The 25,799-nt window shown below is 45.0% G+C and carries 25 protein-coding genes; 12 read left to right on the top strand and 13 right to left on the bottom strand.

Annotation, left to right across the window (positions count from 1 at the left end; translation table 11 throughout):
- Nucleotides 1–35 precede the first annotated feature (35 nt).
- Complete coding sequence (locus VER99_RS19090; protein WP_020333498.1) at nt 36–1,250, top strand: aromatic amino acid transporter; 1,215 nt, start codon at nt 36–38, stop codon at nt 1,248–1,250.
- Nucleotides 1,251–1,498: 248 nt separating this feature from the next.
- Nucleotides 1,499–1,846 carry a RidA family protein gene (locus VER99_RS19085; protein ID WP_014235018.1) on the top strand — a complete coding sequence of 116 codons (348 nt, stop codon included), beginning with the start codon at nt 1,499–1,501 and terminating at the stop codon, nt 1,844–1,846.
- Between the two features lie 50 nt (nt 1,847–1,896).
- On the opposite strand, the gene VER99_RS19080 is transcribed toward VER99_RS19085, so the two are convergent.
- From VER99_RS19080 to VER99_RS19065, 4 genes are all read right to left on the bottom strand, one after another.
- A complete protein-coding gene (locus tag VER99_RS19080) occupies nt 1,897–2,649 on the bottom strand; it encodes an alpha/beta fold hydrolase (RefSeq protein ID WP_020333499.1) in 753 nt (250 codons plus the stop codon).
- Between the two features lie 21 nt (nt 2,650–2,670).
- Complete coding sequence (locus VER99_RS19075) at nt 2,671–3,003, bottom strand: YggL 50S ribosome-binding family protein (RefSeq protein WP_014235020.1); 333 nt, start codon at nt 3,001–3,003, stop codon at nt 2,671–2,673.
- Nucleotides 3,004–3,246: 243 nt separating this feature from the next.
- Complete coding sequence (locus VER99_RS19070) at nt 3,247–3,672, bottom strand: DoxX family protein (RefSeq protein WP_014235021.1); 426 nt, start codon at nt 3,670–3,672, stop codon at nt 3,247–3,249.
- Between the two features lie 168 nt (nt 3,673–3,840).
- Nucleotides 3,841–4,728 (bottom strand): LysR family transcriptional regulator, encoded by an 888-nt coding sequence (locus tag VER99_RS19065; RefSeq protein ID WP_024372639.1) that lies wholly within the window; start codon nt 4,726–4,728, stop codon nt 3,841–3,843.
- Nucleotides 4,729–4,822: 94 nt separating this feature from the next.
- On the opposite strand from VER99_RS19065, the gene VER99_RS19060 reads away from it, so the two are divergent.
- Complete coding sequence (locus tag VER99_RS19060; RefSeq protein ID WP_014235023.1) at nt 4,823–5,137, top strand: DMT family transporter; 315 nt, start codon at nt 4,823–4,825, stop codon at nt 5,135–5,137.
- Nucleotides 5,138–5,224: 87 nt separating this feature from the next.
- On the opposite strand, the gene VER99_RS19055 is transcribed toward VER99_RS19060, so the two are convergent.
- Nucleotides 5,225–6,058, bottom strand: a complete 834-nt coding sequence (locus tag VER99_RS19055; protein WP_020333502.1) for a LysR family transcriptional regulator — start codon at nt 6,056–6,058, stop codon at nt 5,225–5,227.
- Nucleotides 6,059–6,176: 118 nt separating this feature from the next.
- Here VER99_RS19055 and VER99_RS19050 point away from each other — a divergent pair, with 118 nt between their 5' ends.
- The gene (locus VER99_RS19050; protein WP_020333503.1) at nt 6,177–6,824 is read left to right on the top strand and encodes a glutathione S-transferase family protein; all 648 of its coding nucleotides are present in this window, start codon (nt 6,177–6,179) and stop codon (nt 6,822–6,824) included.
- A gap of 71 nt (nt 6,825–6,895) precedes the next feature.
- On the opposite strand, the gene VER99_RS19045 is transcribed toward VER99_RS19050, so the two are convergent.
- Both VER99_RS19045 and aptA read right to left on the bottom strand, forming a co-directional pair.
- Entirely contained in the window at nt 6,896–8,392 is a 1,497-nt protein-coding gene (locus VER99_RS19045; RefSeq protein ID WP_020333504.1) for a CoA-acylating methylmalonate-semialdehyde dehydrogenase, read from the bottom strand.
- A gap of 25 nt (nt 8,393–8,417) precedes the next feature.
- Nucleotides 8,418–9,758 carry an omega-aminotransferase AptA gene (gene aptA / locus VER99_RS19040; protein WP_020333505.1) on the bottom strand — a complete coding sequence of 447 codons (1,341 nt, stop codon included), beginning with the start codon at nt 9,756–9,758 and terminating at the stop codon, nt 8,418–8,420.
- Between the two features lie 83 nt (nt 9,759–9,841).
- On the opposite strand from aptA, the gene VER99_RS19035 reads away from it, so the two are divergent.
- Both VER99_RS19035 and VER99_RS19030 read left to right on the top strand, forming a co-directional pair.
- Nucleotides 9,842–10,756, top strand: a complete 915-nt coding sequence (locus tag VER99_RS19035) for a LysR family transcriptional regulator (protein WP_020333506.1) — start codon at nt 9,842–9,844, stop codon at nt 10,754–10,756.
- Between the two features lie 263 nt (nt 10,757–11,019).
- The gene (locus VER99_RS19030) at nt 11,020–12,219 is read left to right on the top strand and encodes a type III PLP-dependent enzyme (protein ID WP_020333507.1); all 1,200 of its coding nucleotides are present in this window, start codon (nt 11,020–11,022) and stop codon (nt 12,217–12,219) included.
- A gap of 125 nt (nt 12,220–12,344) precedes the next feature.
- On the opposite strand, the gene VER99_RS19025 is transcribed toward VER99_RS19030, so the two are convergent.
- Entirely contained in the window at nt 12,345–13,232 is an 888-nt protein-coding gene (locus VER99_RS19025; RefSeq protein WP_020333509.1) for a LysR substrate-binding domain-containing protein, read from the bottom strand.
- 137 nt (nt 13,233–13,369) lie between these two features.
- Here VER99_RS19025 and VER99_RS19020 point away from each other — a divergent pair, with 137 nt between their 5' ends.
- Both VER99_RS19020 and putP read left to right on the top strand, forming a co-directional pair.
- Nucleotides 13,370–13,756: an ectoine synthase gene (locus tag VER99_RS19020; RefSeq protein ID WP_014235031.1), complete on the top strand. Its 387-nt coding sequence runs from the start codon at nt 13,370–13,372 to the stop codon at nt 13,754–13,756.
- A gap of 49 nt (nt 13,757–13,805) precedes the next feature.
- Nucleotides 13,806–15,257, top strand: a complete 1,452-nt coding sequence (putP, locus tag VER99_RS19015) for a sodium/proline symporter PutP (RefSeq protein ID WP_020333510.1) — start codon at nt 13,806–13,808, stop codon at nt 15,255–15,257.
- Nucleotides 15,258–15,467: 210 nt separating this feature from the next.
- Here the strand turns inward: putP and VER99_RS19010 are convergent, their stop codons facing one another.
- The 5 genes from VER99_RS19010 to VER99_RS18990 all read right to left on the bottom strand — a co-directional run bounded on the left by VER99_RS19010 (nt 15,468) and on the right by VER99_RS18990 (nt 21,540).
- Complete coding sequence (locus tag VER99_RS19010) at nt 15,468–16,391, bottom strand: OmpA family protein (RefSeq protein WP_020333512.1); 924 nt, start codon at nt 16,389–16,391, stop codon at nt 15,468–15,470.
- Between the two features lie 728 nt (nt 16,392–17,119).
- The gene (locus tag VER99_RS19005; RefSeq protein WP_020333513.1) at nt 17,120–18,520 is read right to left on the bottom strand and encodes an APC family permease; all 1,401 of its coding nucleotides are present in this window, start codon (nt 18,518–18,520) and stop codon (nt 17,120–17,122) included.
- 38 nt (nt 18,521–18,558) lie between these two features.
- The gene (locus VER99_RS19000; RefSeq protein WP_020333514.1) at nt 18,559–19,851 is read right to left on the bottom strand and encodes an NAD(P)/FAD-dependent oxidoreductase; all 1,293 of its coding nucleotides are present in this window, start codon (nt 19,849–19,851) and stop codon (nt 18,559–18,561) included.
- 94 nt (nt 19,852–19,945) lie between these two features.
- Nucleotides 19,946–20,365 (bottom strand): RidA family protein, encoded by a 420-nt coding sequence (locus VER99_RS18995; protein WP_014235036.1) that lies wholly within the window; start codon nt 20,363–20,365, stop codon nt 19,946–19,948.
- A 35-nt stretch (nt 20,366–20,400) separates the two neighbouring features.
- Complete coding sequence (locus VER99_RS18990; protein WP_014235037.1) at nt 20,401–21,540, bottom strand: tyramine oxidase subunit B; 1,140 nt, start codon at nt 21,538–21,540, stop codon at nt 20,401–20,403.
- 251 nt (nt 21,541–21,791) lie between these two features.
- Here VER99_RS18990 and VER99_RS18985 point away from each other — a divergent pair, with 251 nt between their 5' ends.
- The 4 genes from VER99_RS18985 (at nt 21,792) to VER99_RS18970 (ending at nt 25,796) form a co-directional block, all read left to right on the top strand.
- Complete coding sequence (locus VER99_RS18985; protein WP_020333516.1) at nt 21,792–22,625, top strand: helix-turn-helix domain-containing protein; 834 nt, start codon at nt 21,792–21,794, stop codon at nt 22,623–22,625.
- 157 nt (nt 22,626–22,782) lie between these two features.
- Complete coding sequence (locus VER99_RS18980; protein ID WP_020333517.1) at nt 22,783–23,241, top strand: hypothetical protein; 459 nt, start codon at nt 22,783–22,785, stop codon at nt 23,239–23,241.
- A gap of 756 nt (nt 23,242–23,997) precedes the next feature.
- On the top strand, nt 23,998–25,563 hold the full coding sequence (locus VER99_RS18975; RefSeq protein ID WP_236614646.1) for a M6 family metalloprotease domain-containing protein: 1,566 nt from the start codon (nt 23,998–24,000) through the stop codon (nt 25,561–25,563).
- A gap of 11 nt (nt 25,564–25,574) precedes the next feature.
- Complete coding sequence (locus tag VER99_RS18970; protein ID WP_014235041.1) at nt 25,575–25,796, top strand: hypothetical protein; 222 nt, start codon at nt 25,575–25,577, stop codon at nt 25,794–25,796.
- Nucleotides 25,797–25,799: the final 3 nt, after the last annotated feature.

Raw genomic sequence — 25,799 nt, 5'->3', positions numbered from 1 at the left:
GCGCTTTTTATTTATTTTGATAAAGGAATAGCATCATGAATAAAAACCCATCTTTAGTCGGTGGCTCCTGCATTATTGCCAGTGTCTGTGTTGGTGCAGGTATGCTTGGTTTGCCAAGTGCCAGTGCAGGTGCCTGGACAGTGTGGTCCATTCTCGCGATTTTATTGACCATGGTCGTGATGACAATATCGGGATGGATGTTGTTGGAAGCGTTTAAAGAATATGATTTAAAAGTTTCCTTTAATACCGTAACCAAAGAGCTACTGGGTAAAAAAGTTAACTTTATTAATAACCTGACCGTCTATTTTGTCGGTGGTATTTTACTTTATGCCTATATTACGTCTTCTGGGTTAATTATTCAGAACTTGCTCAATATCGATAGCAAAAGCGCTTCTGTTATTTTTGTGGCCGTATTTTCTGCTTTCGTATGGCATTCAACAAGAGCGGTAGACCGAATCTCAGTTCTGTTGATTCTGTTCATGATACTTAGCTTCGTGTTTGGTGTTTCGGGGCTGGCAGCCAATATAGACACCTCTATTCTGCTAGACACCATCAGTCAGGAATCACAGTACGCACCCTACGCAATGGCAATTTTACCTGTGGCTCTGACGTCATTTGGTTACCACCACTCCGTTGCTTCTATGCGTGCCTACTACGGTGAAGAAAACAAAGCTAAAAATGCAATTTTGGGCGGTACAGTGATCGCTTCTGTTCTGTATTTATTATGGCTGACAAGCATCTTTGGTAATTTGCCTCGCGTTGATTTTGGCCCGGTCATTGAACAAGGGGGTAACGTAGATGTGCTGCTAAGTTCACTTGGCTCTGTGATTGAATCAGAAAAAGTGAGGCAGGCGATTAACAGCTTTTCAATGGCCGCGATTCTTTCTTCTTTTATTGGTGTGGGTTTAGGCGTGTTTGATTTCCTGGCTGACCTATTTAAATTTGAAGACAACCGCACAGGTCGAGCGAAAACATGGGCCGTAACTTTTGTCCCACCTCTGGTTTTATCCGTGCTGTTTCCATTTGGATTTGTTAGCGCCATTGGTTATGCCGGAGCCGCTGCAACCGTATGGACCTGTATTATTCCAGCACTGTTAGTGAGAAAAGCGCGCAAAACATCCGGCACGAAAGACGGGTTTAGAGCTCCTGGTGGGCAACCAATGCTCATGGGCGTCATCTTCTTTGGTGTCGTGACTGCCGCCTTCCATTTTATGAACATGATGGGAATACTGCCGACGTATTCTGGCTAGATGTCATGACTTACGGCTCGACAATCAGGGTATGCTTATAGGAACGTCAGCAAAAACATAAGAAAAGTTCGAAATGATTGGTCAACAAGAAACGATCACTGTTACGAAAGGCTGATTTTGTTAATATTCATGTTGAGTCGAAGCTGACGACTACACCAACCTAATTAAATTGGCTTATTAAGTCACGATGTTAGGTTGGTAAATCATAACTATCACTAAATCCTAAAAAAGCAGTAAAAAGGAAAACAATGACAATTGAAAGAATAGAATCCACAGAGCGTATGAGCCGTATTGTTAAACACAACGGTACTATTTATCTTTGTGGCCAGACAGCTGGTGATGCGGCTTGGGATATTACCGAGCAAACAGAGCGCTGCCTCGCTAAGATTGATGCCTTACTAGAAACAGCAGGCAGCCATCGCGATAAGCTCCTATCCGTTACCATCTACCTTCGCGATATGAAAGACTTCGCCGAGATGAACAAAGTGTGGGATGCATGGGTTGCGAACGGAGAAAAACCTGCGCGCGCATGTGTTGAAGCTCGCATGGCAAGAGATGTTATTCTGGTAGAAATGTCCGTGACGGCCGCTCAATAGTCTGTAAATGCTTAGTTAGTACTTAGCAAGACATTTCAACGCCACCTATTCTAAGGTGGCGTTTGTCCTTCTTCATCCAGTTTTAAATACCGAATCACTTTGTAAGCCAACCATTCAGGATTATCCAAAGGAATATCGTGCCCGTCACTATGGTTGTAGATAATAGGCATGTTCCAAGCCTTAGCAGGGGCTTCTGTCGCGGTATGACTGACGAGATTATCTTCGAGAGACGAGATAAATAGGATTTCGTTTACCGGTTTGTTCGCCCTGAACGTCATGGCTGCGAGTAATTGCCGAAAAAAGTTCGACGCCGTGGTTGGGTAGAGTCGATTCAACATAACCCAATCATCGATTACCGTTTCGCTTATCGGCTTATTCGATACCATGGAGTAAATGATCGACTCTTTTTGCTCTGGGCGCGAAAACAACGCTTTCATGATTTTGAGATAGTTCACGGGCTTTAATCGCTGATAAAAAGGACTAAATCCCCGGCTGCTGGTATTAATACAAACAACCCGCCTCACCTGATTGGGATACAGCTCTGCCCACTTCAGCGCAATCATTCCTCCCATTGAAATCGCGACGATATCAACCTGAGCATTGGTTGCCAGCTGAAAACGTATACTCTCAACCATTTCCTCTATTGAGCATGGTGATTTCTCATCCGACAGAGCACCAGTACCGGGAATATCTACAGCGATAACTCTCTGGTTTGGAAGGAGTTCACTCAGCAGCAGTGAAAACTCGCCCCAATGGTACTGACCACGAAAAAGCCCTCTAATTAAGACGATGTCATTACTCATGAAGCTTTACTCACGGCTCGTTTATTCGGGTTGATTGGCATCAACTAAAGGGCTAACCTCGACTTCAGAGCATGCATTGTGTGCTGTTAACCATTGTTCAACGGCGACACGGTCATCTTCTGAAGCTGAATCATACCTACGCTCAGGAACCACAAAACCATCAAAGCTAGAGAGATCAGCACCACCACCCATGACTAAACCTCGCCCCTCTAAAAACGACAAGAAATCATTGATAAGAAGATCGCACTCCTCTTCATTCGTTAAGTTCAAATGACAAAAAAATGAAAACCCCAACACTTTAAACTCGTCGACATACAGCTTTTTTCTTAATCTTCTCGATCGTTTAGTCGCCATAATATTGCCTCAAACACTATTAAACGGGAGTACAAGAATTTACTTTTATACAGTGTAGTAGCCTGATTAAAACGGGGGATAAATATTTTGAGCTAAAGATACGCGGTGAAAGGTATGAAGCTAAGAAAGAGACAGACTCAAATTACGCCGTCATTGTTATAATGCCAAGGACTAAACAGATGAGACTAATAAAAATAAAGCCGGGTATTTCCCAGCTTTATCAAGAGTATTAGGAGTAAATAATTACTGTGCGTCAGGCTTTAATGCGTACTTGCCTGAACCAAGAAACATAATTGCAATTGAAGCAAACAAATAAACACCAATGCCTTCAACCGCCCATGCGCCAAACTTATTTAAAGCGAACAAATCTCCCATGTTTAAGAGATAGATAACCATTAAACAAGTGCCAGCGACAACAACAGAAGCCAAGCGAGTGTATAAGCCAATAATCATTAGGATTGGGGCAACCACTTCACCTAAGTAAACCCCGTAGGCTACAAATGCAGGCAGACCATGGTCGACCAACAAGCCTTGTATAAACTCGGTTCCGCCAATCACTTTATGGATGCCGTGCAATAAAAATAGGAAAGCAAAACTGACACGTAACACCAATTTACCCAGATCGGGTTTTGCCAATATTCTATCGATAAAATTTAATAGTTCACCCATAACCACTGCCCTTTTTATGTCTAATAATTAACACTATAGAGGTCTGGAAAGGCGATTATCAGCTTAAAAGATTAACTGACTTCATCAATTTTTCCGAACAACATCATTGACATAAATCAATTAGGCCACCAGCACATTGGGGTATGAAAACGTGTCGTTGAGGAGGACTTAAGTAGTCGGTGTGAATATCTGTTTGAGTTCGTCAAATAACCACTGAAATACTGGCCCATGCATTCTTCCCTTTTTAAAGACTAAATCGACAGGTGCATTCCAGGGCTTGTGGTCGAATGCCACTTTAATTTTATGTAGTTCACCGGACTTTATTGAGTCGTTGACTAAAAATGATGGCAAATAAGCCCAGCCAACCTGTTGTTTAACGAGCTCTAAAGCGCTGTAATGGCTTGAACTCCACCAAACTTTAGGTGCAATGCTGATCAAAGCCTGCGATTCTACTTTTGATTTTCCTCGGATCGCCAGTTGTCGAAACGGTGCCAGATCAGATTGCAGCTCGACATCAATTTCTGCAAGCGGATAATTCGGATGACAAACAGGAAGGTAATCAATGCTTCCAACATAACAGAAGTCGACTTGCTTTAACTGTTCAAACTCGGTGAACATCACTCCGATATCAACATCACCATTTGCAACTTCAGCAGAAATATCGCCAGACGCTAAACTCAGCACATCGATTTGAATCGTAGGAAAGTGATTGTCCAAACGCTTAAACAAATCGGCGAACTTTGGATTATAAACGCCGTCGTCAATGGCTATCGTCAGCTGGCTTTCTTCCGATCGTTCAATGGATTGAGCAATTTTTTCGAATTCGTCTGCCTGCGCCAACAAGTTTTTCGCACTGCGTATCAAACGTTCACCCGCGGGGGTTAACTTGGGGCTTCTGGCTGAACGGTCAAACAATTCGATGCCTAAATCAATCTCTAAGGTACTGATACCATGGCTAACCGCAGATTGAACCTTGCCCATTTTCCTTGCACAGGCAGAAAATGACCCTAGCTCCGCAGAGAGTACCAACATCCTAACTTGTTCCAAACTCAACATATGAAAAAAATCGATAGTTATTAACTTTTATCCATCATAATAATCGATACCATAGCCTGCAAATGTTTTTCCTTTATCTAATTAGGTGGAAATTATGAGCTGGTTATATTTAGTTTTAGCTGGTCTTACGGAAATTGGATGGCCGGTTGGATTGAAAGTTGCTCAATCTGGGCACAAGGTGTTAGGGATAACGATGGCAGTGGTATTCATGGCGATAAGCGGCGCGTTGCTATTTGCAGCGCAGCGAGCGATCCCGATGGGTACCGCATACGCAGTTTGGACAGGCATTGGCGCAGCCGGAACATTTCTTGTCGGCGTTTATTTCTACGGAGACCCGACTTCCATGGTTCGCTACATCGGCATCATGCTGATTTTGTCTGGCGTGGTCATGTTGAAGCTTGGTCACTAATGAGAAAAAGCATTAACGCAGCCTTATATAGCAAGCGTTAATGCTTATCTAAACATCAAATAGCGTTTTTTCTTCAAACAAAGTTCTTTACTCAATCAAAGAAAAGTCAGCGATAGTCAGGTCGAACGAGCTGAGCAGTGGGTGCGGCGTTACTCCAGAAACTAACACAATGTCGACTGCAGGCAACGGTGGCATATCATCGAGAATCTGTAGGTCGCTGGTGACACTTAATCGTCCCATTGCACCAATAGCCAGCCCCTCTCGAACTATTGCCCTTTGCGCTGACGCGGTATTACAACACGCTAACAGCTGGTAAGAGATACCTCTTTTAGTTAGACCATCGATTGCAGCAGCGTGGTATTTACAATCCGGCTGGAAAAGTGCCAATGGTAAAGGCTTAGTCTTATCCGTTTGGTAATCCTGACTGGCAATCCACACCCCTTTATCGTGAGCAAGCCAATGCCCTTCTTCACTTTTAGCGGAGCGCGTGAGTATAGCGGCGTCTAATTTTCCTTCATCCAGCCATTCTCTCAGTGTGACGCTGGGTTGGCTAAACACTTGAATAGAACAGGTTGGTTCCGCCTTTTTTAGAATCGAGATGACTTTCGGCAAAATGGCATCGTTGTAGTCTTCCGGACAGCCTAACCTCAGTGGCAGCTTATCGTGATAACGGCGTACCTGGGTCACCGCTTTGTTGTGTAAAGCGACCAGTTGCTCAGCATGAGCTCGTAACGCAAGGCCAGCTTCGCTGAGCACCAGATTACGTCCTTCTTTTTCAAACAGGCGAATATTCAGTTCATCTTCCAATTTACGCATCTGAGCACTGAATGCCGACTGGGTTCGATTAATCTGCTTCGCTGCTCGCGTAAAACTGCCTGTTTCTGCAAATGCCAGAAGGCTTCTTAAAGCATCAATATCCATACTAAGCTTATCTATCGGTTTTATTAATGTGTCCCATCAAAACTATCCGTTAGTTTTCGATAAAACAATCTATTACCGTAAATGTTCCAAACCATCACTCAGAAATAAGGAAGCATGGATGAAACTTTATATCGGCAATCAAAACTACTCGAGCTGGTCTCTCAGAGCATGGCTTATCTTCATGCAATACGACATCGACGTTGAGATCGAGAAAATCAAACTGTTTACGGACGAATTTTACAACACACTGGAGGACATTACACCAACCGCCAAGGTGCCTACTTTGGTTTGCAATGATGTTACCGTGTGGGACTCACTGGCGATTCTCGAGTACGTAAACGAAGCTTTCTTAGACGGTAAGGCGTGGCCACAATCTCTTACTGAGCGAGCCAAAGCAAGAGCTATATCAGCTGAAATGCATTCAGGATTTATGGCACTACGTAACGAGATGCCAATGAACTGTCGCGCTAAGAGAACGGTAACTTTGAGCAAAGACGCGCTTAAAGACATCGAGCGTATTGACCAAATCTGGTCACTGCAAATGGAACAATACCCGGATGGTTGGCTATTTGGAGAGTGGTCAATTGCAGATGCGATGTATGCACCTGTGGTACTGCGCACGCTTACTTACGGCATCAAACTGTCAGAAAAGGCAACCCAATATCAGCAGAAAGTCCTGAATAGCGACACCATGCAGCGTTGGCTAACGGAAGCCAGCCTTGAAACGGACATCGTCGAAGAAGATGAAGCGGGTGAGCCGATCTAGCCTGCTTATCACCTATCCCCTGATAAAAAGCCAGGGGATAGGTAAATAACCAAGAAAATTAACGCTATTTATTACTTGTTACTTGGAAATGCAAATTGCGCCGCTTCGTTAGTTTGCGGCTTTGGCCATTTCTGAGTAATGGATTTACGGCGAGTGTAGAAGCGCACGCCATCAGGGCCATACGCATGGAGATCGCCAAACAACGAACGTTTCCAGCCACCAAAGCTATGGTAAGCCACCGGGACAGGAAGCGGTACATTGACACCAACCATGCCAGCTTCCACTTCGTCGCAGAATATCTCAGCCGTTTCACCATCGCGTGTAAAGATGCAAGTCCCGTTACCAAACTCATGCTGGTTAATAAGCTCAATCCCCTCTTCAAGGGACTTAACACGGACCACACACAACACAGGGCCAAAGATTTCATCAGTGTAAATCTTCATGTCTGGTGTCACTCTATCGAACAAGCTGCCACCGATAAAGTAGCCAGCCGAGAAATCAGGAACCGAAAGCCCTCGGCCATCCACAACTAATTCAGCACCAGCCTCAGCACCGCTTTCAATATAACCGGAAATCTTCTCTAAATGCTCTTTCGCAATCACTGGTCCCATGTCCACCGAGTTCTGAGTAAAGGCTCCGACTCGCAATTCTTGGATAAGCGGGGTCAATTCTTTCACCAAGTTATCTGCGACTTCATCACCCACACACACCGCAACTGAAATCGCCATACAGCGTTCACCACAAGAGCCAAATGCCGCACCCATCAGTGAGTTGATGGTGCTCGATACTTCGGCATCCGGCATAATGATCGCATGGTTCTTCGCGCCACCAAGTGCCTGTACTCGTTTACCGCGCTTAGTGCCTTCCGAATAAATATATTCCGCAACAGGCGTCGAGCCAACGAAGCTCATCGCTTTCACTTCCGGAGCTTCGATCAACGCGTCAACAACCTCTTTGCCGCCATTTACCACGCTTAATACGCCATTTGGCAACCCTGCCTTATGCAATAACTCAACAATAAATAAGGTAGAAGCCGGTACCTTCTCTGACGGCTTGAGGATAAAACAGTTACCGCAAACAACCGCAAGTGGATACATCCAAAGCGGCACCATTGCAGGGAAGTTAAATGGTGTAATACCAGCGACGATGCCGACAGGTTTGTGATCACTCCATGCATTAATGCCCGGTCCGGTTCCTCGGGTGTATTCGCCTTTTAATAACTCTGGTGCACCACAAGCGTATTCCACATTCTCGATACCACGCTGCAGTTCGCCGAGAGAATCTTCTATCGTTTTACCATGCTCTTCACTGATCAAACGCGCAATCTGATCTTGATTCGCTTCCAAAAGATCCTTGAACGCAAACATGATACGCGCTCGTTTTAGCGGAGGCGTTTTACTCCAAGCTGGATAGGCACGTTTCGCTGATTCTATTGCCTGATTCACGGTTTCAGACGTACCCATTTCTACTTGGCGAATCGGCTCACCTGTCGCCGGGTTGTAAACATCAATCGTCGAACCTGAGTGTGAGAACTTGTCTCCGTCAATAAAGTGAGAAATAACTTCCATGATCTGACTTCCTTCCTTAATTTTTTTAATTTAGTTGATTCAATGTCTCGTAAACCGCGTCGAATAAGCGCTCTAGATCTTCAGCTTTGGCATTAAAATTTGGACCGAATTGAATCGTGTCGCCACCAGACCGTACATAGAATCCTTTTTCCCACAGGTCTAATGTACATTCGAACGGCCTAATCGTTGGATCATTGTCTCTCGGTGCGATCTGAATCGCTCCGGCTAAGCCGCAGTTTCTGATGTCGAGAACGTGGTTTGCACCTTTTATCGCATGCAGTTTATTTTCAAAAATCGGTGCCAGCTCGCTCGACTGTTGGATTAACGCGTCTTTTTCCAACAGGTCTAATGTTGCCAACCCTGCGGCACACGCGACGGGATGAGCGGAATAAGTATAGCCGTGAGCAAACTCGATCATATGAGGAGGTAAGTCCTGCTCCATAAATGCCTGATAGATTTCATGAGACGTAATCACTGCGCCCATTGGGATTGCGCCATTGGTAAGCTGCTTCGCGGTGTTCATAATATCTGGCGTCACGCCAAAATACTCAGCACCAGTCCAGCATCCCATGCGCCCGTATGCCGTAATGACTTCATCGAAGATCAGTAAGATGTCATGCTGGTCACAGATTTCGCGCAGACGCTGTAGGTAACCTTTCGGCGGCACAATCACGCCCGCAGAGCCCGACATTGGCTCTACAATAATTGCGGCAATATTGGATGCGTCATGAAGTTCAATGAGCTTCAAAAACTCATTCGCAAGTTCCACACCACCCGTTTCCGCGCAACCTTTTGTAAAGGCTAATTCGGGTTGCAGGGTGTGAGGAATATGGTCGGCATCAAACAGCTGACCGAACGTCTTTCTATTGCCGCCAATGCCACCCAGGCTGGTGCCGCCAACGTTAACGCCATGGTAGCCACGGGCGCGACCAATCAGCTTGGTTTTCGACGCTTTGCCTTTGACACGCCAATAAGCTCTTGCCAACTTAAGTGAGGTGTCAGCACATTCCGAACCAGAGCCAGTAAACAGCACATGATCGAGCCCTTCTGGCATCTTCTCGACGATTTTATCTGCCAGTTTAAAGGAGAGCTCGTGACCAAATTGAAACGCAGGAGAGTAATCGAGAGTCCCTAACTGCTCTGCTACCGCTTTTTGAATCTCCTGACGACCATGGCCAGCGCCACACGTCCAAAGCCCAGACAGCGAGTCATAGATATCACGACCATTGGCATCTTTGAGCCAGGCGCCTTGAGCTTGAGTGATGATGCGGGGATTTTGGTGAAAGCTGCGATTGGAAGTAAATGCCATCCAATGAGCAGAAAGATCTGTATCGATTCCGTCTTGTGCAAATTTGTAGTTACTCATCGCTATATCATCCTTGTAGTGACTAGATTTATTTTTAGCACATGAGTATGTTAAGTAGATTATAAATTTACTTTACGTTAGTTATGAAAAAGCTCAACAATAAAAACCGAAGCATCATTAATCAGATCACCGACTTTGATATCAAACTAATCCGCCTGTTTAAAACCGTTGTCGAGTGCGGCAGCTATACCGCAGCAGAACCCGTTCTTGGCATTACAAAATCAGCCATATCGTTACAAATGAGTGATCTTGAAAAACGGCTAAATATGAAGCTTTGTCATCGCGGGCGAGGTGGTATTACCCTGACTGACGAAGGCGAAGCGGTGTTAGAATCCGCCGATATTCTGCTGGCTTCGATTGAGCAGTTTCGCAATGACGTAAACCAAATCAATAATGAACTGCGCGGCGAACTTAATATCGCGCTAGTCAATAATTTAGTCACTCAGCCACACATGAAGATAACTCGCGCGCTAAAGCATATTCGGAAGATGAGTGAAAAAATTAATATCAACATCACGATGTCGACCCCAGCAGATATCGAAAAAGGCTTAATCGACGGACGGTTTCATGTCGGCGCATTCCCTGCCAATAACAAAAGTAACAACTTTGATTACCGCACTTTGTACAACGAAAATTATTTCCTCTACTGCAGCAATGAGCACCCATTGTTTATGGAAAGTGATCAGAATATAGAGCGCCTTAAACAGACCAATTCGGTCATCACAAGACACCGAATGTCTCCCGAAGTCACCGATCTGTATCAAAAGCTAAAATGCTCGGCGACGGCGTCCGATCACGAAGGTATCGCTTTCCTTATATTGACAGGGACTTACATCGGGTTTCTACCGCAGCATTACGCCGATTATTGGAGTAATACCGGGAAAATGCGACCGTTGTTTCCCGATACGTTTCACTTCAGTTCTGACATATCCTTGGTGACCAGAAGCGGGTTAAAACACAACCAAATACTAGATAAGTTCTTAGAAATCATAGAGTAAACATTAATTAATAAATGTTATCCTGACGATAAAAAACTTGTTCTTTATTTGCTGTATTTTTTATTGCGCGTGAAAACTTATGACCTTAATATCGCGCTGCTTCTTGATGATAGCCAATCCGAGTACATCACAGCAGTTTTGTGGCAAGGCGATAGAGCAACTATCCAAGAGTTTCTTTGACGGCGGTAACCCCGCTCTTATTGACGCTCCACTTTTCATCACAATGCACATGAAAAGTGTCTACTTAACTTTGGAGGTTTGCTATGGCTCATTCTGCGTCTGTACTAGGTTTTCAATCTTTTTCTTCTCCGGCTTTACCAGCGGAGACGGTCGATCTTATTCAAACATCTGTTGAACAATTTGGCGCGCCATTGTTAATGCTCGACTGCGATATGATTCGTAAAAATTACAGAGCACTAAGCCAAGCATTACCGAATGTTACTCTGCACTTTGCATTGAAGCCATTGCCTCATCCAACAGTGGTTAAAACCCTATTGGAAGAAGGCGCAAGTTTCGATTTGGCAACATCAGGTGAAGTTGACCTGGTTAAACAGCAAGGTGTGCCTGCAGATCGTACGATTCATACTCACCCTATTAAACGTGACCGTGATATTCGTGATGCATTAGCGTATGGCTGCAATGTGTTTGTTGTTGATAACTTGAACGAGCTAGAAAAGTTCAAAGCGTACAGCCACAAAGTAGAACTACTTGTGCGTTTGAGCTTCCGTAACTCAGACGTGTTTGCCGACTTATCGAAAAAATTCGGTTGTACGCCAGAACAGGCACTCAACATCATCGAAACGGCGAAAGAGTGGAATATTCGTATTAAGGGACTGTCGTTCCATGTTGGTTCACAAACGATGAACCCACAGAAATACGTTGATGCAATCCGTACTTGTAAGCAAGTGATGGACGAAGTTGTGGCTCGCGGTTTACCTGCATTGAGCACACTGGATATTGGTGGTGGCTTCCCGGTTTCTTACTCAGAAAAAGTGATGCCAATTGATGAATTCTGCGTACCGATTAACGAAGCGTTAAACGAGTTACCAGAAACAGTACAGGTTATTGCAGAACCAGGTCGCTTTATTGTTGCAGAGTCAGTAACCAGCGTGGCATCAGTAATGGGTCAAGCAGAGCGTGACGGTCAAATGTGGTACTACCTGGATGATGGTATCTACGGCTCATTCAGCGGTTTGATGTTTGATGACGCACAATACCCGTTGGTAACATTGAAGCACGAAGGCGAGTACTTACCAAGTGTGTTGTCTGGCCCAACTTGCGACAGCATTGATGTGATCGCAGAAAACGTAATGCTACCAAAACTAGAAAACGGCGACTTGATCATTGGCCGTATGATGGGCGCTTACACCAGCGCTACAGCAACGGATTTTAACTTCTTCAAACGTGCTCAAACGATTGTGATTAACGAGCGTGATGAGCGCAGCGAACGTCTGTTTGGTTAATTAAAAGCAAATAGAGATAGAACACAAAAGCTCTCAACCCTGGGAGCTTTTTTCTTTGATAAAACAGCAAATTAATCCTTCGCCACAAGCAACATCTAAATGCTCCGATATCACCCTAGCGCATGTTACTTACACACATCGACAAACCACTCGACAAAAGACATCACGTCTTTGGATGCATCTTTCCTTTTGCAGATGTTGTAAAACTTATCGGTATTACTCGCGATATCAAAAAGAGTAACTAAATCGCCTCTTTTGATTTCTTCCCGGAAGGCATCAATAGGGCAAAGTGCGACGCCATGGCCTGCGATAGCGGAAATCACGAGTAAGTTAAAATCGGCATAAGTGTTACCTGGAAGCCCTCCCTCCACATCGACTCCCGCCAATTTGAACCACTCTGTCCAACCATCTTTGTTTTCATCGTGAATCACCTCGGAACGGAGTAAGTCTTTGGGTTCATCAAACGGGCCATATTCTTCCAAAAACTTCGGGCTACAGACTGCGTAGGTGTTCCTTGAGATGAATGGAATTTCAATCACATCATCCGATTCCTGCTCGATGTAGGTGATGAGTACATCATAGGTACTTCCCGCCAGTTGATCCCGCATATCCACGTATAGAACCTGCACTTCAACGTCTGGGTAGAGCTTGGTAAAACTTTTCAGGTTTGGAACCAGCCACCGAGTTGCAATCGAAGGAATACACCCGACGACTAACGAACTTTTCCTGCCTCTGACTTTAAAATCCGTCGCTATATCCGCGAGCTCATCAAAAACACGCCCGGTTCTATGCTTAAGCTCATGTCCGGTTTGGGTCAGCATCACGCTCCTGCCCTTCTTCTTGAATAACTCAACTCCAAACCACTCTTCAAGGTTTGATATCTGATGGCTGATAGCCGTACTCGTGACGTGTAACTCCTCGGCGGCTTTAGAAAAATTCTCATATTTTGCTGCACAATTAAATGCTTTTAGAGCATTAAGAGGAGGTACTAAAAACCCTTTATTCTTACTCATCAATAGTCAACTTTTTCTCATCATTTAATCTAGATTTCATCATTTGTTTACAAAAAACTCAAGTGATAGCATTGTTTTCGTAGCAAAAACTAGCCAAAGCCAACAGGATTGGTGAATTAATTTCATAAGGAAAACACATGTTTGTAAGAAGTTTAAAAGACGTAGCGACGAGTGATTACTTTGTTGATTGGGGTAATGGTACGAGCCACCGACTGCTTACTGAGCAAGATGGCATGGGCTTTACCGTATGCCACACCGTTGTTGCACAAGGTTCAGAGTCAATCCTTGAATACAAAAACCATCTAGAAGCATGTTACTGCATTGCTGGCGATGGCGAAGTTGAAGACATGGAAGGCAATGTCTACAAAATCTCTCAAGGCGATATTTATGTTTTGGATAAGCATGACAAGCACTACCTGCGAGCTTCAGAGAAAAACGACATGATTCTAGTCTCTGTGTTTAACCCACCACTAAAAGGCACAGAAAGACACAACCTTTCTGGAGATGGCTCATCAAGCTACTAATCTCAGCGCCCCTTAAATAACAAACAACTACATTCAGGGAGGAATGTCTATGGGTTATCTATATACAGCCTTCATTCTCTATTTACTGGGAATGCTGGCCATTGGGTACTACTTCTACAGAAAAACGAATACGGTATCCGATTACATATTAGGTTCTCGTAATCTACCACCAAGTGTTGCGGCATTAAGCTCAGGGGCTTCTGATCTGAGTGGTTGGGCGTTGATGGGTTTACCGGGGGCGCTTTATGCCGGCGGCCTCGGATCCGTATGGATTATTGTATTTACCCTGATGGGTGTTTATCTCAACTGGAAGCTGATCGCACCTAGGCTGCGTTTAGAGACGGAAAAACTAAACGATGCTCAGACGATTCCAGAATATTTACACAACCGCTTTAAAGACAATACCAATGTTCTTCAACTTACGTCCTCGCTCGTCACTTTGCTATTTTTTACCCTTTACGTAGCAGCAGGACTCAGTGGCGGAGCGGTTCTCTTTGAAAGTACGTTCGGCTTAAGTTACGAATCAGCCCTAATTATTGGATCAATTGTTATCGTCTCTTACACCTTCATGGGAGGTTACCTTGCGGTATGCTGGACGGACTTTTTCCAAGGGTTAATGATGGCGCTATCGCTGTTCATTACCGCTTTAAGTTTGTTCTTCCTGTTTAGTGCACCAGAGCAAGGCGTAAGCTACAGCCAAATCATGAGTGAGATTTCACTGGAAAGCTTAAAACCATCTAATGGCTGGTTCTTGGGTCTTTTATCTCTCAGTGGCTGGTGTATTGGTTACTTAGGTCAACCTCACGTGCTCGTCCGTTTTATGAGCGTACGCAGCGTAGAAGACGTGAAAGTTTCTCGCCGAATTGCCATGGTCTGGTCAACCATAACCATGATGTCTGCAGTCGTTGTTGGCGTGCTCGGGTCATACTATTTTGAGCCAAAGCTTGATAATGCTGAAACGGTATTTATTGCATTGGCACAGGCATTTTATCATCCACTGGTTGCCGGACTGATTATTGCGGGTGTGCTGGCAGCAATTATGAGCACCATAGACTCGCAACTACTTGTGTGTTCAACCACTATCTCTGAAGACTTATACAAAACCTATTTGCGCAAAAATGCATCTGACAAAGAAGTGTTACTGGTTGCACGCCTTGGTGTCATTGCCGTCGCACTAATTGGCCTTGCGCTGGCATTCAACAAAGCGGATCAAACACTATTAAGCATGGTTGCCTTCGCTTGGGGTGGATTTGGTGCAGCCTTTGGTCCTGTCATCTTACTGAGCTTGTTCTGGCCAGCGATGACCAAAGCGGCCGCTATTTTCGGAATGATAACAGGTGCAGCCATTGCATTAGTTTGGGAAATTTTGGACGGAGGTATTTTTGATATCTTTGGTGTCGTGCCAGGATTCCTGATGTCCACACTCGTGATTGTTGTATCAACGTTGTTGTCAGCCAAAAACGACGGTAAAGAAAGCGAGACATCATTGCAGTTCAAGTAAAGCAATAAGGCTGCTTTTGAGTCTCTAGAAAACTACCTTCAGACGAAGGTAGTTTTTTATTACAGGAAGACTCCGACCACACAGTGGATCAATTTACAAAACTCCCAGTCCCAGAACGTATAAACCGTCCCAAAAAAAGACGGATTACTCTTTCCTGTATAACAAAGAGGCGAGTACACGACTCGCCTCTTAGAGCTGTAGGAATTTGTGTTAGTTCAACGTGATCTGAACAGAACGCTCAAGTTGTGCGTTACTACCATTCGTTAAAGGCTGTTGATCTGCAACACCAGAAGTGTGGATGCGCTCAGCTTCAATACCTTGATCGATCATGTATTGGGCAACATGCTCTGCACGCTGCGTTGAAACACGTTCATTGGTAGCAGCAGAACCAGTCGCATCCGTACGGCCTACGATTTCAGCAGTCAACTCAAGGTTGCTGCGCATTGTCGTGATCACTTCATCAAGGTTGTAACGACCGTAGTCATTTACATCAACCTGACCCACCTGGTAAGGCAATGTGTAAGTAGAGCGAGAAGTCTGCGTCACTTCTTTTACGACTTCTACTGGCACTTCAACTTGCTCTTCAACAACGAGAGGTGTATCTGGCTGACCAAATTTGTACGTCATGCCCCAGTACACTTGGCTTAGGTCAAGGTCATGGCCATTTTTCGCTTCAAGGTTGTTGTAGTAGTCGTAACCGATTTTTGTCGTTACAGCATTAGTCAGTTGGTATTCAAGACCCACACCTGCAGTACCACTAAAGCTGTCAGTTTTTAATTCGCTGCCATCAGCAAAGATGTACGTTGCACCAAGCTTACCGAACATCGACAAGTTGTCAGTGAAGTACAGATTTCCTTTCACGCCTAATGTGCCAAGGTGCAGTTCTGCATCGCTTAGGTTATGCATGTAATCGTAGCTACCGTAAAGACCAAAATGCTTGCCGAAATCATAACCCATTTCAAGTTTAGGGCTCAGTACTTCGCTTTCTCCAGCGTCAGTATCAGATAGACCCATACCAGCTGCTGCACCCAGCCAAAATCCAGATTTATCGATATTTTGATCTAAGTCCGCTGCATTTGCTGCCGAAATACCACCAGCCACAATAATTGCTAGCGTTGCTACTTTTAGTTTCATATATTTTTCTGCCTTTATTCAATTATTCGATATAAAATTAAAATCGATAGTTATCGAAATAAAATAATCAATTAACTGAGTTAATAATGTGTAATTTAATTAAAACAAGGAACAACTAGTAATAAGAATGAAATTACATGGTATATGAATGCAGGTTTTTAATTAACAACTCAAAGTTATCTCTGTCATAAATGACATTTATAGAATCCAGTCACATTACACTTGCTAATTAATTTCAACATCATTAATTCACGAGATGGATAAAAGCATACCATTTCGCTCAAAAATCAAACTAAATTAACAAATTACCTCTCTATAGAAAGAGAACACCTCATTTTTGGAATTATAAATTCCATACTTGTAACTACATGTTTTTCAGATAGTTCTTACAAAACCGATAAATCGAAGATTATTATTCATCCGTATGTATTTTAACAGTGAGTTTTATACGTTAGATCTGATGAAAATTCACAACCCTTTTCTTTTCCTGAGAAATTCATCCATTAATGGTTTTAATAAGATTGATGTTTTTAATTATGTTGATGAAAAGCTAATCTCAGTCGGTTAGTCAGCCATCATCATTGTTGTTTAGTCTCATAAAATATAGTTAAGATGAAATTTCTACGTAATTTGTAAAAGTTTCTTTAAATAACCAAAAGGACGCATTACTTGCGCCCTTCTATTCTTAATTCACTTTTATACACTTAACGTTTAAACGCTAGATTTCGCTACTTCATGTCTGGTTCAAACAATTTACGTTTCATGTAAAACTTCACCCAAACAACACTTATCGCTATCACTAAAGCCAAAATGCCTCCAGTAATGGTGTAAACCAACGATGTCATCTCCGGTGAAGGTGAGTTATTCAGCGCGACATAACCCATCCCGATAATCCCTAAGATCTGCGGCAGCGGGTAGAAAGGCGTTTTGTACGGACGCTTGTGTTCCGGCATACGTTTACGCAATACGATGACATTGATGTGAGCCACCATGTAAGCCAGTAACCAGCTTGTGGTTGCCGCAATCACCAACACAATCAGTGAATCGATATCGAGGAACAAGAACGGAATGGAGGTACAACCAGCCATCACCACGATGCCTACCCAAGGCACATCAAAGCGATTAAGCGCTTTAAACTGCGGGAATGCCTGATCTTGCATCGCCATTCCGTGCAGCATTCTAGGGATAGAGGCTAAAATAGTATTTACCGTGCTGCAGGTTGCGGCCAGCGCCATCACTGTTGCAATCACTAAACCAGCTTGCCCGAAGACAGCATTGATGTAATCAAGATATGGGATTGGTGAGCTCACTAACGTATCCACGTTGAGATAAAGGCTGGCTCCGTAGGCAAAGGCGAGAAATATTAGGAAGATCAACAACAAAGAAAGGTGCATAGAACGGGGGATATTCTTAACAGGATTTTTCACCTCTTTGATCATCGGGCAAATAAACTCGACGCCGACCATCAGCCACATTGCAAGTGCAATCAAGCCGACAAAACTACCATCAATGACACCACCAAAGCTCCAATCCACCGTTGTGCCTGATAACTCGGGATGCGGTTCACTTAATCCGGTGATCGCACACAATCCGACAAGAATAAGCGCTGCGACCAGAATAAATGCCAGCAGGTTTTGAACTCGAGCAAAGACATCCGCGCCAACCATGTTTGTAACACTGAGCAAAACAAGGATACCTAAAGGCACCACTTTTTCAGGTAGCATACCGGGCAATAGCTCACTTAGCATGGCGTCGACTAAGAACAACTCAACCGGCAGTGCCAGCACGGACACCACGACATAGCCAGCAAATACCGCGACAATAGCAGGAAAGTGGCCGATGGCTTTTTGTGTGTAGGTCGCAAGCGACCCCTCCTGCGGAAACATCAAAGACAGTTCCGCAAAGCTCATCGCATTAAACTGGGCGAGGATAAAGGCGGCGAACATAGCGGCAACAAACGCCATACCACCGAGGCCAATGCCCTGAGTCGCCGAGATCATGGCACCCTGAACAATAACCAGGCCGATACAAATCGCCATCATTGTTCCAAGCCCAATCTTTAACTTTTGATTCTTAGTCGCTGATCCTTCAGCTATATGAATGTTGTTAGTGTTGACTACTTCGTTCATATTTCTATTCCTTAGATTCGTTAAATCAAGATAACCAACTACAATCGGTCAAATCGGTATGGCTCGGGATTAATAAGTGGTGTCGTGCCACTTATCAGGTCGGCCGCGAGCATCCCTGCGGCTGGCCCTGTACCAAACCCATGACCCGAAAACCCGGTAGCAATAGTCAACCCAGGTATCGCGTCCAGAGTGTCGATAACGGGTTTGGAATCTGGCGTAATATCAATCAGCCCCCCCCACTCTTCAGCAATTTCAGCTTGCTCAAAGTCAGGCCATGCTTTGCGCAGATTTCTCAGTGCTTCTTGGTTTAATCCAGAGTTATGATCCGGATTCATTACGCGAATCTGTTCGAACATGGAAGATTTGTTGCGTGACCAGCGTTTTGAAGCTTTAAGATCTTCAATGAAATGTCTCCCGACCGAAATTCTCAGCGCATCGCGTTGCTGTTTCAGCTGCCCTAAATAACGGTGTCCAATCAGGAAGTGATCGAGTGTCAGGCGCGCTTCTATCGCGCCGCGCTGCATGATGACAAAGCCGCCATCCAAGTGTTTACGAAATGAAAAATCTGGTCCCGCAACGGCGATGTCCGTCGGGCCGTTCATCGGCTTAGAACGCATCACGGAACAAATCAAAGGCAACGAAGGCAAAGATACACCGTGGTGACTCAAGAAAGCTTTAGACCACGCCCCGCCAGCCAGCAGTACTTGCTCACAACGAATCTCACCCTTTTCTGTAACCACCCCGCTGACTTTCCCTCCTGACAAAGACAAATTGCGCACCGCACAGTTCTGAATAATGACCGCACCTTTCTCAATCGCAGCTCTCGCCATCGCACCGGTGGCGATGGAAGGTTCAGCTCTGCCGTCCGAGGCGGTATAGATTCCACCCAGCCATTTGCCTTCACCGCCTGGCACCATCGCTTTGATTTCTTCCGCACTCAGAAGCTTGGAGTCCAGAGAAAGCGACTTAACCGATTCAAGCCACGACTCATAAGCGCCCATCTGCTTTTCGTTATCAGCCAGGAACATAATGCCGCTTTGCTTGTAATCCACATCACGGTTGATTCTTTCTGACATACCCGCCCATAGCTGGTCAGAAGCGAGTGCCAAAGGAACATCGTCCGCATGACGATTGGTTTTACGTATCCAACCCAGGTTGCGTGAAGATTGCTCCGCGCCAACAAAGCCTTTTTCAATCACAACCACTGGAATGTTTCTCTCAGCTAATGTCAGTGCCGCATTAATACCAACAATGCCGCCACCAATAATCACGACGCTGGTCGATGCTGGTAGCTCGTTTGGTGTCTCTACAAATTCGAGTGTTTTTATCATGTCTGCATCCCTTTAGTAACCTGAACTCGAACCATCAAAAACTCAGCGATTTGCTTGTTCCAAGCTCAGGTTAAAATGATAAGAATCTACATTGTTAGCCGATAATCCGATGTTCGGTATCGCTCTTAGAAGCGCCTCGGTAAGCCGTCACTTCCAACTCAACTTTGTAAATACTTGAGCCCAAAGGAGGACACGTGACCGTGGTCGTAGGATCGATCCCTTTAAACTTGCTGCCGATGTGTTCCATTACAGCGCCGACGTCGTCTGGATTTTGAATGAACACTTTTGACGTCACGACATCGCCCAAGCTCGCGTCTACAGCCGCAAGAGCCCGCTCAATGTTGAGAAACACCTGATCAGTTTGCTCGAACACATCGTCTGGCATTTCGTTAGTTTCCGGGTTTCTTCCCGCAGTGTTGGAGACAAATATCCAGTTATCGACAGTCACGACACGTGAGTAACTCGCAATCTCTTCGAATCGGGAGCCGGTTTTTACCTTGATTATTTTTGCCATCTCTACATTTCCTTAGTTCTGTTATGCCACTCGATTTAGCTAAGTACTGGCTCATCCCATAAATTCAGCGAAACACCAATGCCTTTCTCAACAGCGTTGCGGTAAATTTTGGTTGCCCAAGCCACATCTTCGACTGGCATGCCACCCACTGACATCACGATGATTTCTTCGTCGTTTTTGCGCCCCGGAGTAACACCTGCGACAATCTCACCCAGATCTTCCAGTTCACTTGCAGACATTTTTTCAGCGTCGATCATGTCCATAAAGCGCATTCCAACCAGAGGGATGATGTTGTGAGTCGGCTTGGGTACCTCTTCAAACCACGCCTCATACAGCCCTTTGTTATCCATTACTTTGCGAACATCAGACTGTTCCATCCCTTCATCGAGACGACAGCTGGCTGGCATCGCAAGAAATGCCCCCGGTTTTACCCACTCGCGTTTCACTTCCGGATAAGTAGACGGATCACCGGTCTCTCCTGAATTGCAGTAAGTCACCAGATCGGAATCTCGAACCGCCTCTTCTACGGTATCGACAATCTGTACATTGGTGATTTGAGGGTAAGAAGCGGCGAGCCAAGTCATAAAGCTGTCCAGGCTCTTTTTGCCACGACCTTTAATTTTGATGGTATCGACCTGCGGGCAGGCCGCGATAAATGCGGCGACGGTGGTTTTGCCCATTACACCAGGGCCAAGCAAACCAATCACTTTGGCATCTTTTCTCGCAAGGTGGCGCGCGCCCACTCCGGGTACTGCACCTGTGCGATACGCAGAAAGCAAATTTGCAGACATATAGGCAAGTGGAGCACTGGTTTCAATATCGTTGAGGATGAACATCAGGATTGAACGCGGCAGGCCTTTCTCTCGGTTGGCGATGTTCGAGCCATACCACTTCACGCCGCAAGTCTGGAAATCACCGCCAAGGTATGCAGGCATCGCCATCAAACGTCGGTCAGCGGTGGGTTTAGGCATGTTCGGGAATGGGGACTCATCAGGAAATGTCACCATTGCGCCGTGCGAATCGTTGTTCGCACCTGCCATTCGGTAGTCACCTTTTTGGAGCAGTGAGAACATCTCTTCCATTGTGTCGACACATGCAGGCATATCCGTTACACCCGCTTTAATCATGTCCTGCTCTGAAAGGTAGATAAAATCAATTTTTGTGCTGTCTGACATAACGCCACCTATATCCATATAGTTTTTTGTTTGCTGCTTCATGCATTCATCAATGTGCTCAAGAAATCCGTTATATGTGAATCAGGCAGTTTCCGTCTTGAGCCATTGCTTTCGATACTATTGAGCAATGTTCTTGGCGTATTGAATTTTTGCGACATTGGGGAACACGGGGCTTCTCGGAAAAATATGGCACCTTGCTTGCTTTACTTGCTTACTTTGGCGGCTTATCGCTGAGCAGTGGGGAGAGGTGAATGGTGGCTTCATCAATGATGTTCAATATTTCGGGGATTCACTCAAAACAGCCTTGGTTTGTTTTGAGTTCAGAGCAGTTTCTTACGCGTCTATCAACCAGCAACCCCGAAGTGTCTCACTTCTACAGCTTTAAAGCCGGAAGTTCAGAATCCTCAACGACTGCCATTCCAGATGGGTGTATCGATATCGTCTTTGACTGCGATGCAGACACATCTGGCGCATTAGTCTGCGGTACGAGATTAGAGGCTTCGTCGGTGCTATTTGAACGGGGCCATCGCTATTTCGGTGTCCGCTTTAATCCAGGAGTTAAGCCCGATTTTTTACAGGCCTCAGCAGGCGAACTCACGAACAAAGAATATTGCTTACAAGATGTTATGCCTCACTCCAATGAACTCATTGATTACGTCTTAGCAGCAAAAGATTTTTCGAAGCAAGTTGACGCAGTAAGTCAGTTTCTCACTAGGAAAAGCCCGCGAGATTCGACGAACGTGACCCGACAAATCGTCGCCAAAATTTGCCAGCACAAAGGGAATATCCAAGTTCAGGAACTGGAGAGGTTTTCAGGATATACCTGCCGGACTTTGCAGCGTATGTTTAAAAATGATATTGGACTGACGCCGAAAGGATTTAGCCGCGCTATTCGTTGCCAATCAGCCGTTTACGATATCAATCACAGCAGCAATCTCACGTTTTCTAATCTAGCGACAGATTTAGGTTTCAGCGACCAACCCCACTTCCTGCGAGAGTTTAAGAAGCTGGTGAATGTTACCCCGCTCGAGTATCAAAACAGAGTAAAAGAAAAGACTTACCTGGAGCGAATTCATTGCTACTAAAAGCACTTTAATGGTGCGCTTTGCTCTAAATTTGTACACTTCTGCGTTCTTTTACTCACAATAAAAGTCACTCCCAAACGAGAATAAACAGTGGTAATCGAAATCTCAGCACTTAGAATGCAAGGACTGAAACCTATTACCAAACTAGAGTGATTTTATGCTTCGTGATTACACCTTCGATTGCCTTGTAACCATGCCTCGTCATGAGTTGGAAGAGTTTAGTGCTCGCATGATCAGCAAAATGGTGCCAGAAGACGTGATGAATGAGCTGTTTACTTTTGATCAAGAAGAAGTGGATAGTGAAGACCGTATGTTGTCTGCCCGCCTTGATGCGATGCTGCGTATGACGGCTATTGCGCTGAGTGAAGTCCAACAAGCTTTTGATGACTCCGAGAACGCGAAGCAAAACAGCGAGAGAATGACACGCCTGATCCTTTGGCATTTCTATGCGATCTCATTTCGTTTGGAAGAAGCTATCACACTTGAAACCCATTGTGAGCAAGTAGAAAAGCTGCTTGAAAACACCCCGACGGATGTATTTGTGTGGGTTAAGACGCTGACAGAGCTCCTGCACACTTATGCTGAGCTCAATGCAAAACCAAGCTCCCAAGACTAAGTTTGTTTCGATCTATTCAGGCTATTTTGAATAAGGTGGAGCATCGGTCCACCTTTTTACAACGCGATTCTTAGACGCTGGCAGTGTAATCAGGACTGCCTCTACTTAGCTAGAAAATAGCGTATAGTTGAGAAATCCATTCCCCCGAACACACTCGAATAATCACCTGCTTTCAACAAAAAAATCAGATAAATTTTTTCGTATTATAACAATCTGAGCAAACAGAAAATTAATCACGATAGTGATACTATTTTTATATTAGATGCGAGCAGTCTGGAATCACGCAAAAAGTTAAACAAACCTCTACACATTCACCAATATGCAACATTGCGCATTTAAAAGCTCTCCTTTTAACACCTAGCAATTACTTAAAAAACATCTTTTATTTTTACGCCGCCTCATTGTTAGTGAGTATTTACATACTTAATCAATATTATCGTTCTTAACCGCTCATTTTAGCTTGTTTTCAACGCCTCTTCTGTCTTGCCAAACTAGGCTGTAGCCCTTGCTGTATTTGACTTGCCGATTGTCTTGACTAAAGTTTTATGCACGCAGTTGAGTAAAGTGTAAATAAGAAGAGTTTGAGACATCTCTGCCAATGCAGGGGCAGGTGGAGTAGTAACGTGAATCTTACAAGACATGTTCTTATTTAAGACTGAATCAGCTGCTTCATTTGGTAACGAGCTTGCCCTTGTAAGCACGTGCTATCGTTCTGGCCAAGCAGTTAAAAGATAACCAGAAATCGAACGTAATATAATGGCAAAAGGAATTTATATTATGTGTAGAGACTTATGTATTATGCCTCCGGACCCGGAGCTGCATAACAAGATAGACAAGTCCAAGGATGCTTTTTTACACGGTAGCCTACTGGACCAGGTCGATCAGGTCGACTTGCTTGATATGCGTACTTATACGCTGATCACCGGACGCCCGGCAAAAACCCGCTCTCATAACCACACTCTTGAGTCGGCTCCGGTAACCGGAGTGCGACGGGCGCTGGTGTTGCTCGTCGACTTTTCAGATAAAACCGCCACGCAACCACAGAGTCACTTTAATAACCTGCTGTTTTCACTCGGTGGCAACAGTATGCGTGAATACTATCGCGAAGTGTCCTACAACAAGTTAGATGTGCAGGGCCAAGTATCCGGCAGCGGTCCAACAGCCGGATGGTATCGAGCGCCGCAGCCAAAAAGTTATTACACCAACAACGATTTTGGCTTTGGTAGCTACCCTCGCAATGCTCAAAAACTGGCAGAGGATGTGATTGATCTGGCTGCACCTCATGTCAACTTCGCCAACTACGACAACAGTGGCAACGGGAAGGTTGAAGCTCTGGTGATCATTTGTGCGGGCATCGGCGGCGAACAATCTGGTGATAAAGATGACATATGGTCACATAAATGGAGCATCTCACCCAAGAACGTAGATGGTGTAGTGGTCGATCGTTATTTTATGGCACCAGAAAATGGCCGGGTCGGCGTCATGTCGCACGAATTAGGGCATCTGCTAATGGGATGGCCAGATCTATACGACACCGACTATTCAAGTCGCGGTACTGGTAGCTGGGATTTAATGGCGGGCGGCAGCTGGAACAATGGCGGTAATACCCCAGCGCACCCGACCGCTTGGTGTAAGGTACAAGCTGGGTGGGTCACACCTGGGGTGATCTTCAACAGTGCTCAGGCTATTAATCTCACCCCCTACAGCGACAACGCACAGGTTTACAAGCTTCCGATTGGTAGTGTCAACAGCAAGGAGTACTTCCTGCTCAGCAACCGTCAAAAAAGCGGTTACGATCAATACTTACCCGGAGAGGGGATGATCATCGAGCATGTCGATGAAAACAAAACAAACAACACCGACGAAAGCCATTATCTGGTCGATATTGAGCAAGCTGATGGGCAACGCCATCTCAATACCAACGCTAACTCAGGCGACAGTAACGACCCGTATCCATCGGGCAGCAATAATCGCTTCTCCAATACCTCGACACCCAACAGCAAAAGCTACAGCGGTGCCGACTCCAAGGTAACCGTCAGCGATATTACTCGCGTGAGCAACAATATCACGGCTAACGTCAATGTCGGCGGTGCAGCGGCGAAAGAATGGAAGCACAACGTCGCGGTTTCACGCACGTATGCCACCGTTCATACGAACAATTGCTGGGCCTACCTCGCCGGAATCGGCTGGCGGAAAATAGATGGTATCAGCAATGATGGCGTCAGTAATGTATTCAATCTATTGGTAAACGCGCGAGCCTTCGATAGACCCGTCTCGGTACAAATCGACGGTAGTAAAATTTATGCCGCATACATGAATTAGGAGAAATACTCATGAACTTTTCTAACAAAAAAATTCTTCGTACCTATTCGACTCCACACTCAAAAAATGTCTGGGGGTATATCGATACCATCGGCTGGCGGAAAATTAAGCCTAGCAATACCGATAGCTCAACTAATATGTTTATGATGCTCAATGCCGCAAAAGGCAGCGGTAAAACTGTATCCGGCACCATTGAAGACAGTACCAGTCAAATCACCATCCTTTATTTCTAGGGG

This window comes from Vibrio natriegens NBRC 15636 = ATCC 14048 = DSM 759, from assembly GCF_035621455.1.
Lineage (GTDB): Bacteria > Pseudomonadota > Gammaproteobacteria > Enterobacterales > Vibrionaceae > Vibrio > Vibrio natriegens.
This window is presented reverse-complemented; position numbering and strand designations above follow the sequence as displayed.

What these genes read in the sequence shown, in the direction of transcription:
- VER99_RS19075 (WP_014235020.1), bottom strand. Translation starts at nt 3,003, where the DNA reads ATGGCGACTAAACGATCGAGAAGATTAAGAAAAAAGCTGTATGTCGAC.
- VER99_RS19005 (WP_020333513.1), bottom strand. Translation starts at nt 18,520, where the DNA reads ATGAACGAAGTAGTCAACACTAACAACATTCATATAGCTGAAGGATCA.
- VER99_RS19070 (WP_014235021.1), bottom strand. Translation starts at nt 3,672, where the DNA reads ATGGGTGAACTATTAAATTTTATCGATAGAATATTGGCAAAACCCGAT.
- VER99_RS19090 (WP_020333498.1), top strand. Translation starts at nt 36, where the DNA reads ATGAATAAAAACCCATCTTTAGTCGGTGGCTCCTGCATTATTGCCAGT.
- VER99_RS19085 (WP_014235018.1), top strand. Translation starts at nt 1,499, where the DNA reads ATGACAATTGAAAGAATAGAATCCACAGAGCGTATGAGCCGTATTGTT.
- VER99_RS19055 (WP_020333502.1), bottom strand. Translation starts at nt 6,058, where the DNA reads ATGGATATTGATGCTTTAAGAAGCCTTCTGGCATTTGCAGAAACAGGC.
- VER99_RS18995 (WP_014235036.1), bottom strand. Translation starts at nt 20,365, where the DNA reads ATGGCAAAAATAATCAAGGTAAAAACCGGCTCCCGATTCGAAGAGATT.
- VER99_RS19025 (WP_020333509.1), bottom strand. Translation starts at nt 13,232, where the DNA reads ATGAGTAAGAATAAAGGGTTTTTAGTACCTCCTCTTAATGCTCTAAAA.
- VER99_RS19045 (WP_020333504.1), bottom strand. Translation starts at nt 8,392, where the DNA reads ATGGAAGTTATTTCTCACTTTATTGACGGAGACAAGTTCTCACACTCA.
- VER99_RS19080 (WP_020333499.1), bottom strand. Translation starts at nt 2,649, where the DNA reads ATGAGTAATGACATCGTCTTAATTAGAGGGCTTTTTCGTGGTCAGTAC.
- VER99_RS18980 (WP_020333517.1), top strand. Translation starts at nt 22,783, where the DNA reads ATGCTTCGTGATTACACCTTCGATTGCCTTGTAACCATGCCTCGTCAT.
- VER99_RS18970 (WP_014235041.1), top strand. Translation starts at nt 25,575, where the DNA reads ATGAACTTTTCTAACAAAAAAATTCTTCGTACCTATTCGACTCCACAC.
- VER99_RS19020 (WP_014235031.1), top strand. Translation starts at nt 13,370, where the DNA reads ATGTTTGTAAGAAGTTTAAAAGACGTAGCGACGAGTGATTACTTTGTT.
- VER99_RS18975 (WP_236614646.1), top strand. Translation starts at nt 23,998, where the DNA reads ATGGCAAAAGGAATTTATATTATGTGTAGAGACTTATGTATTATGCCT.
- VER99_RS18985 (WP_020333516.1), top strand. Translation starts at nt 21,792, where the DNA reads ATGGTGGCTTCATCAATGATGTTCAATATTTCGGGGATTCACTCAAAA.
- putP (WP_020333510.1), top strand. Translation starts at nt 13,806, where the DNA reads ATGGGTTATCTATATACAGCCTTCATTCTCTATTTACTGGGAATGCTG.
- VER99_RS19065 (WP_024372639.1), bottom strand. Translation starts at nt 4,728, where the DNA reads ATGTTGAGTTTGGAACAAGTTAGGATGTTGGTACTCTCTGCGGAGCTA.
- VER99_RS19010 (WP_020333512.1), bottom strand. Translation starts at nt 16,391, where the DNA reads ATGAAACTAAAAGTAGCAACGCTAGCAATTATTGTGGCTGGTGGTATT.
- VER99_RS18990 (WP_014235037.1), bottom strand. Translation starts at nt 21,540, where the DNA reads ATGTCAGACAGCACAAAAATTGATTTTATCTACCTTTCAGAGCAGGAC.
- VER99_RS19000 (WP_020333514.1), bottom strand. Translation starts at nt 19,851, where the DNA reads ATGATAAAAACACTCGAATTTGTAGAGACACCAAACGAGCTACCAGCA.
- VER99_RS19030 (WP_020333507.1), top strand. Translation starts at nt 11,020, where the DNA reads ATGGCTCATTCTGCGTCTGTACTAGGTTTTCAATCTTTTTCTTCTCCG.
- VER99_RS19050 (WP_020333503.1), top strand. Translation starts at nt 6,177, where the DNA reads ATGAAACTTTATATCGGCAATCAAAACTACTCGAGCTGGTCTCTCAGA.
- aptA (WP_020333505.1), bottom strand. Translation starts at nt 9,758, where the DNA reads ATGAGTAACTACAAATTTGCACAAGACGGAATCGATACAGATCTTTCT.
- VER99_RS19035 (WP_020333506.1), top strand. Translation starts at nt 9,842, where the DNA reads ATGAAAAAGCTCAACAATAAAAACCGAAGCATCATTAATCAGATCACC.
- VER99_RS19060 (WP_014235023.1), top strand. Translation starts at nt 4,823, where the DNA reads ATGAGCTGGTTATATTTAGTTTTAGCTGGTCTTACGGAAATTGGATGG.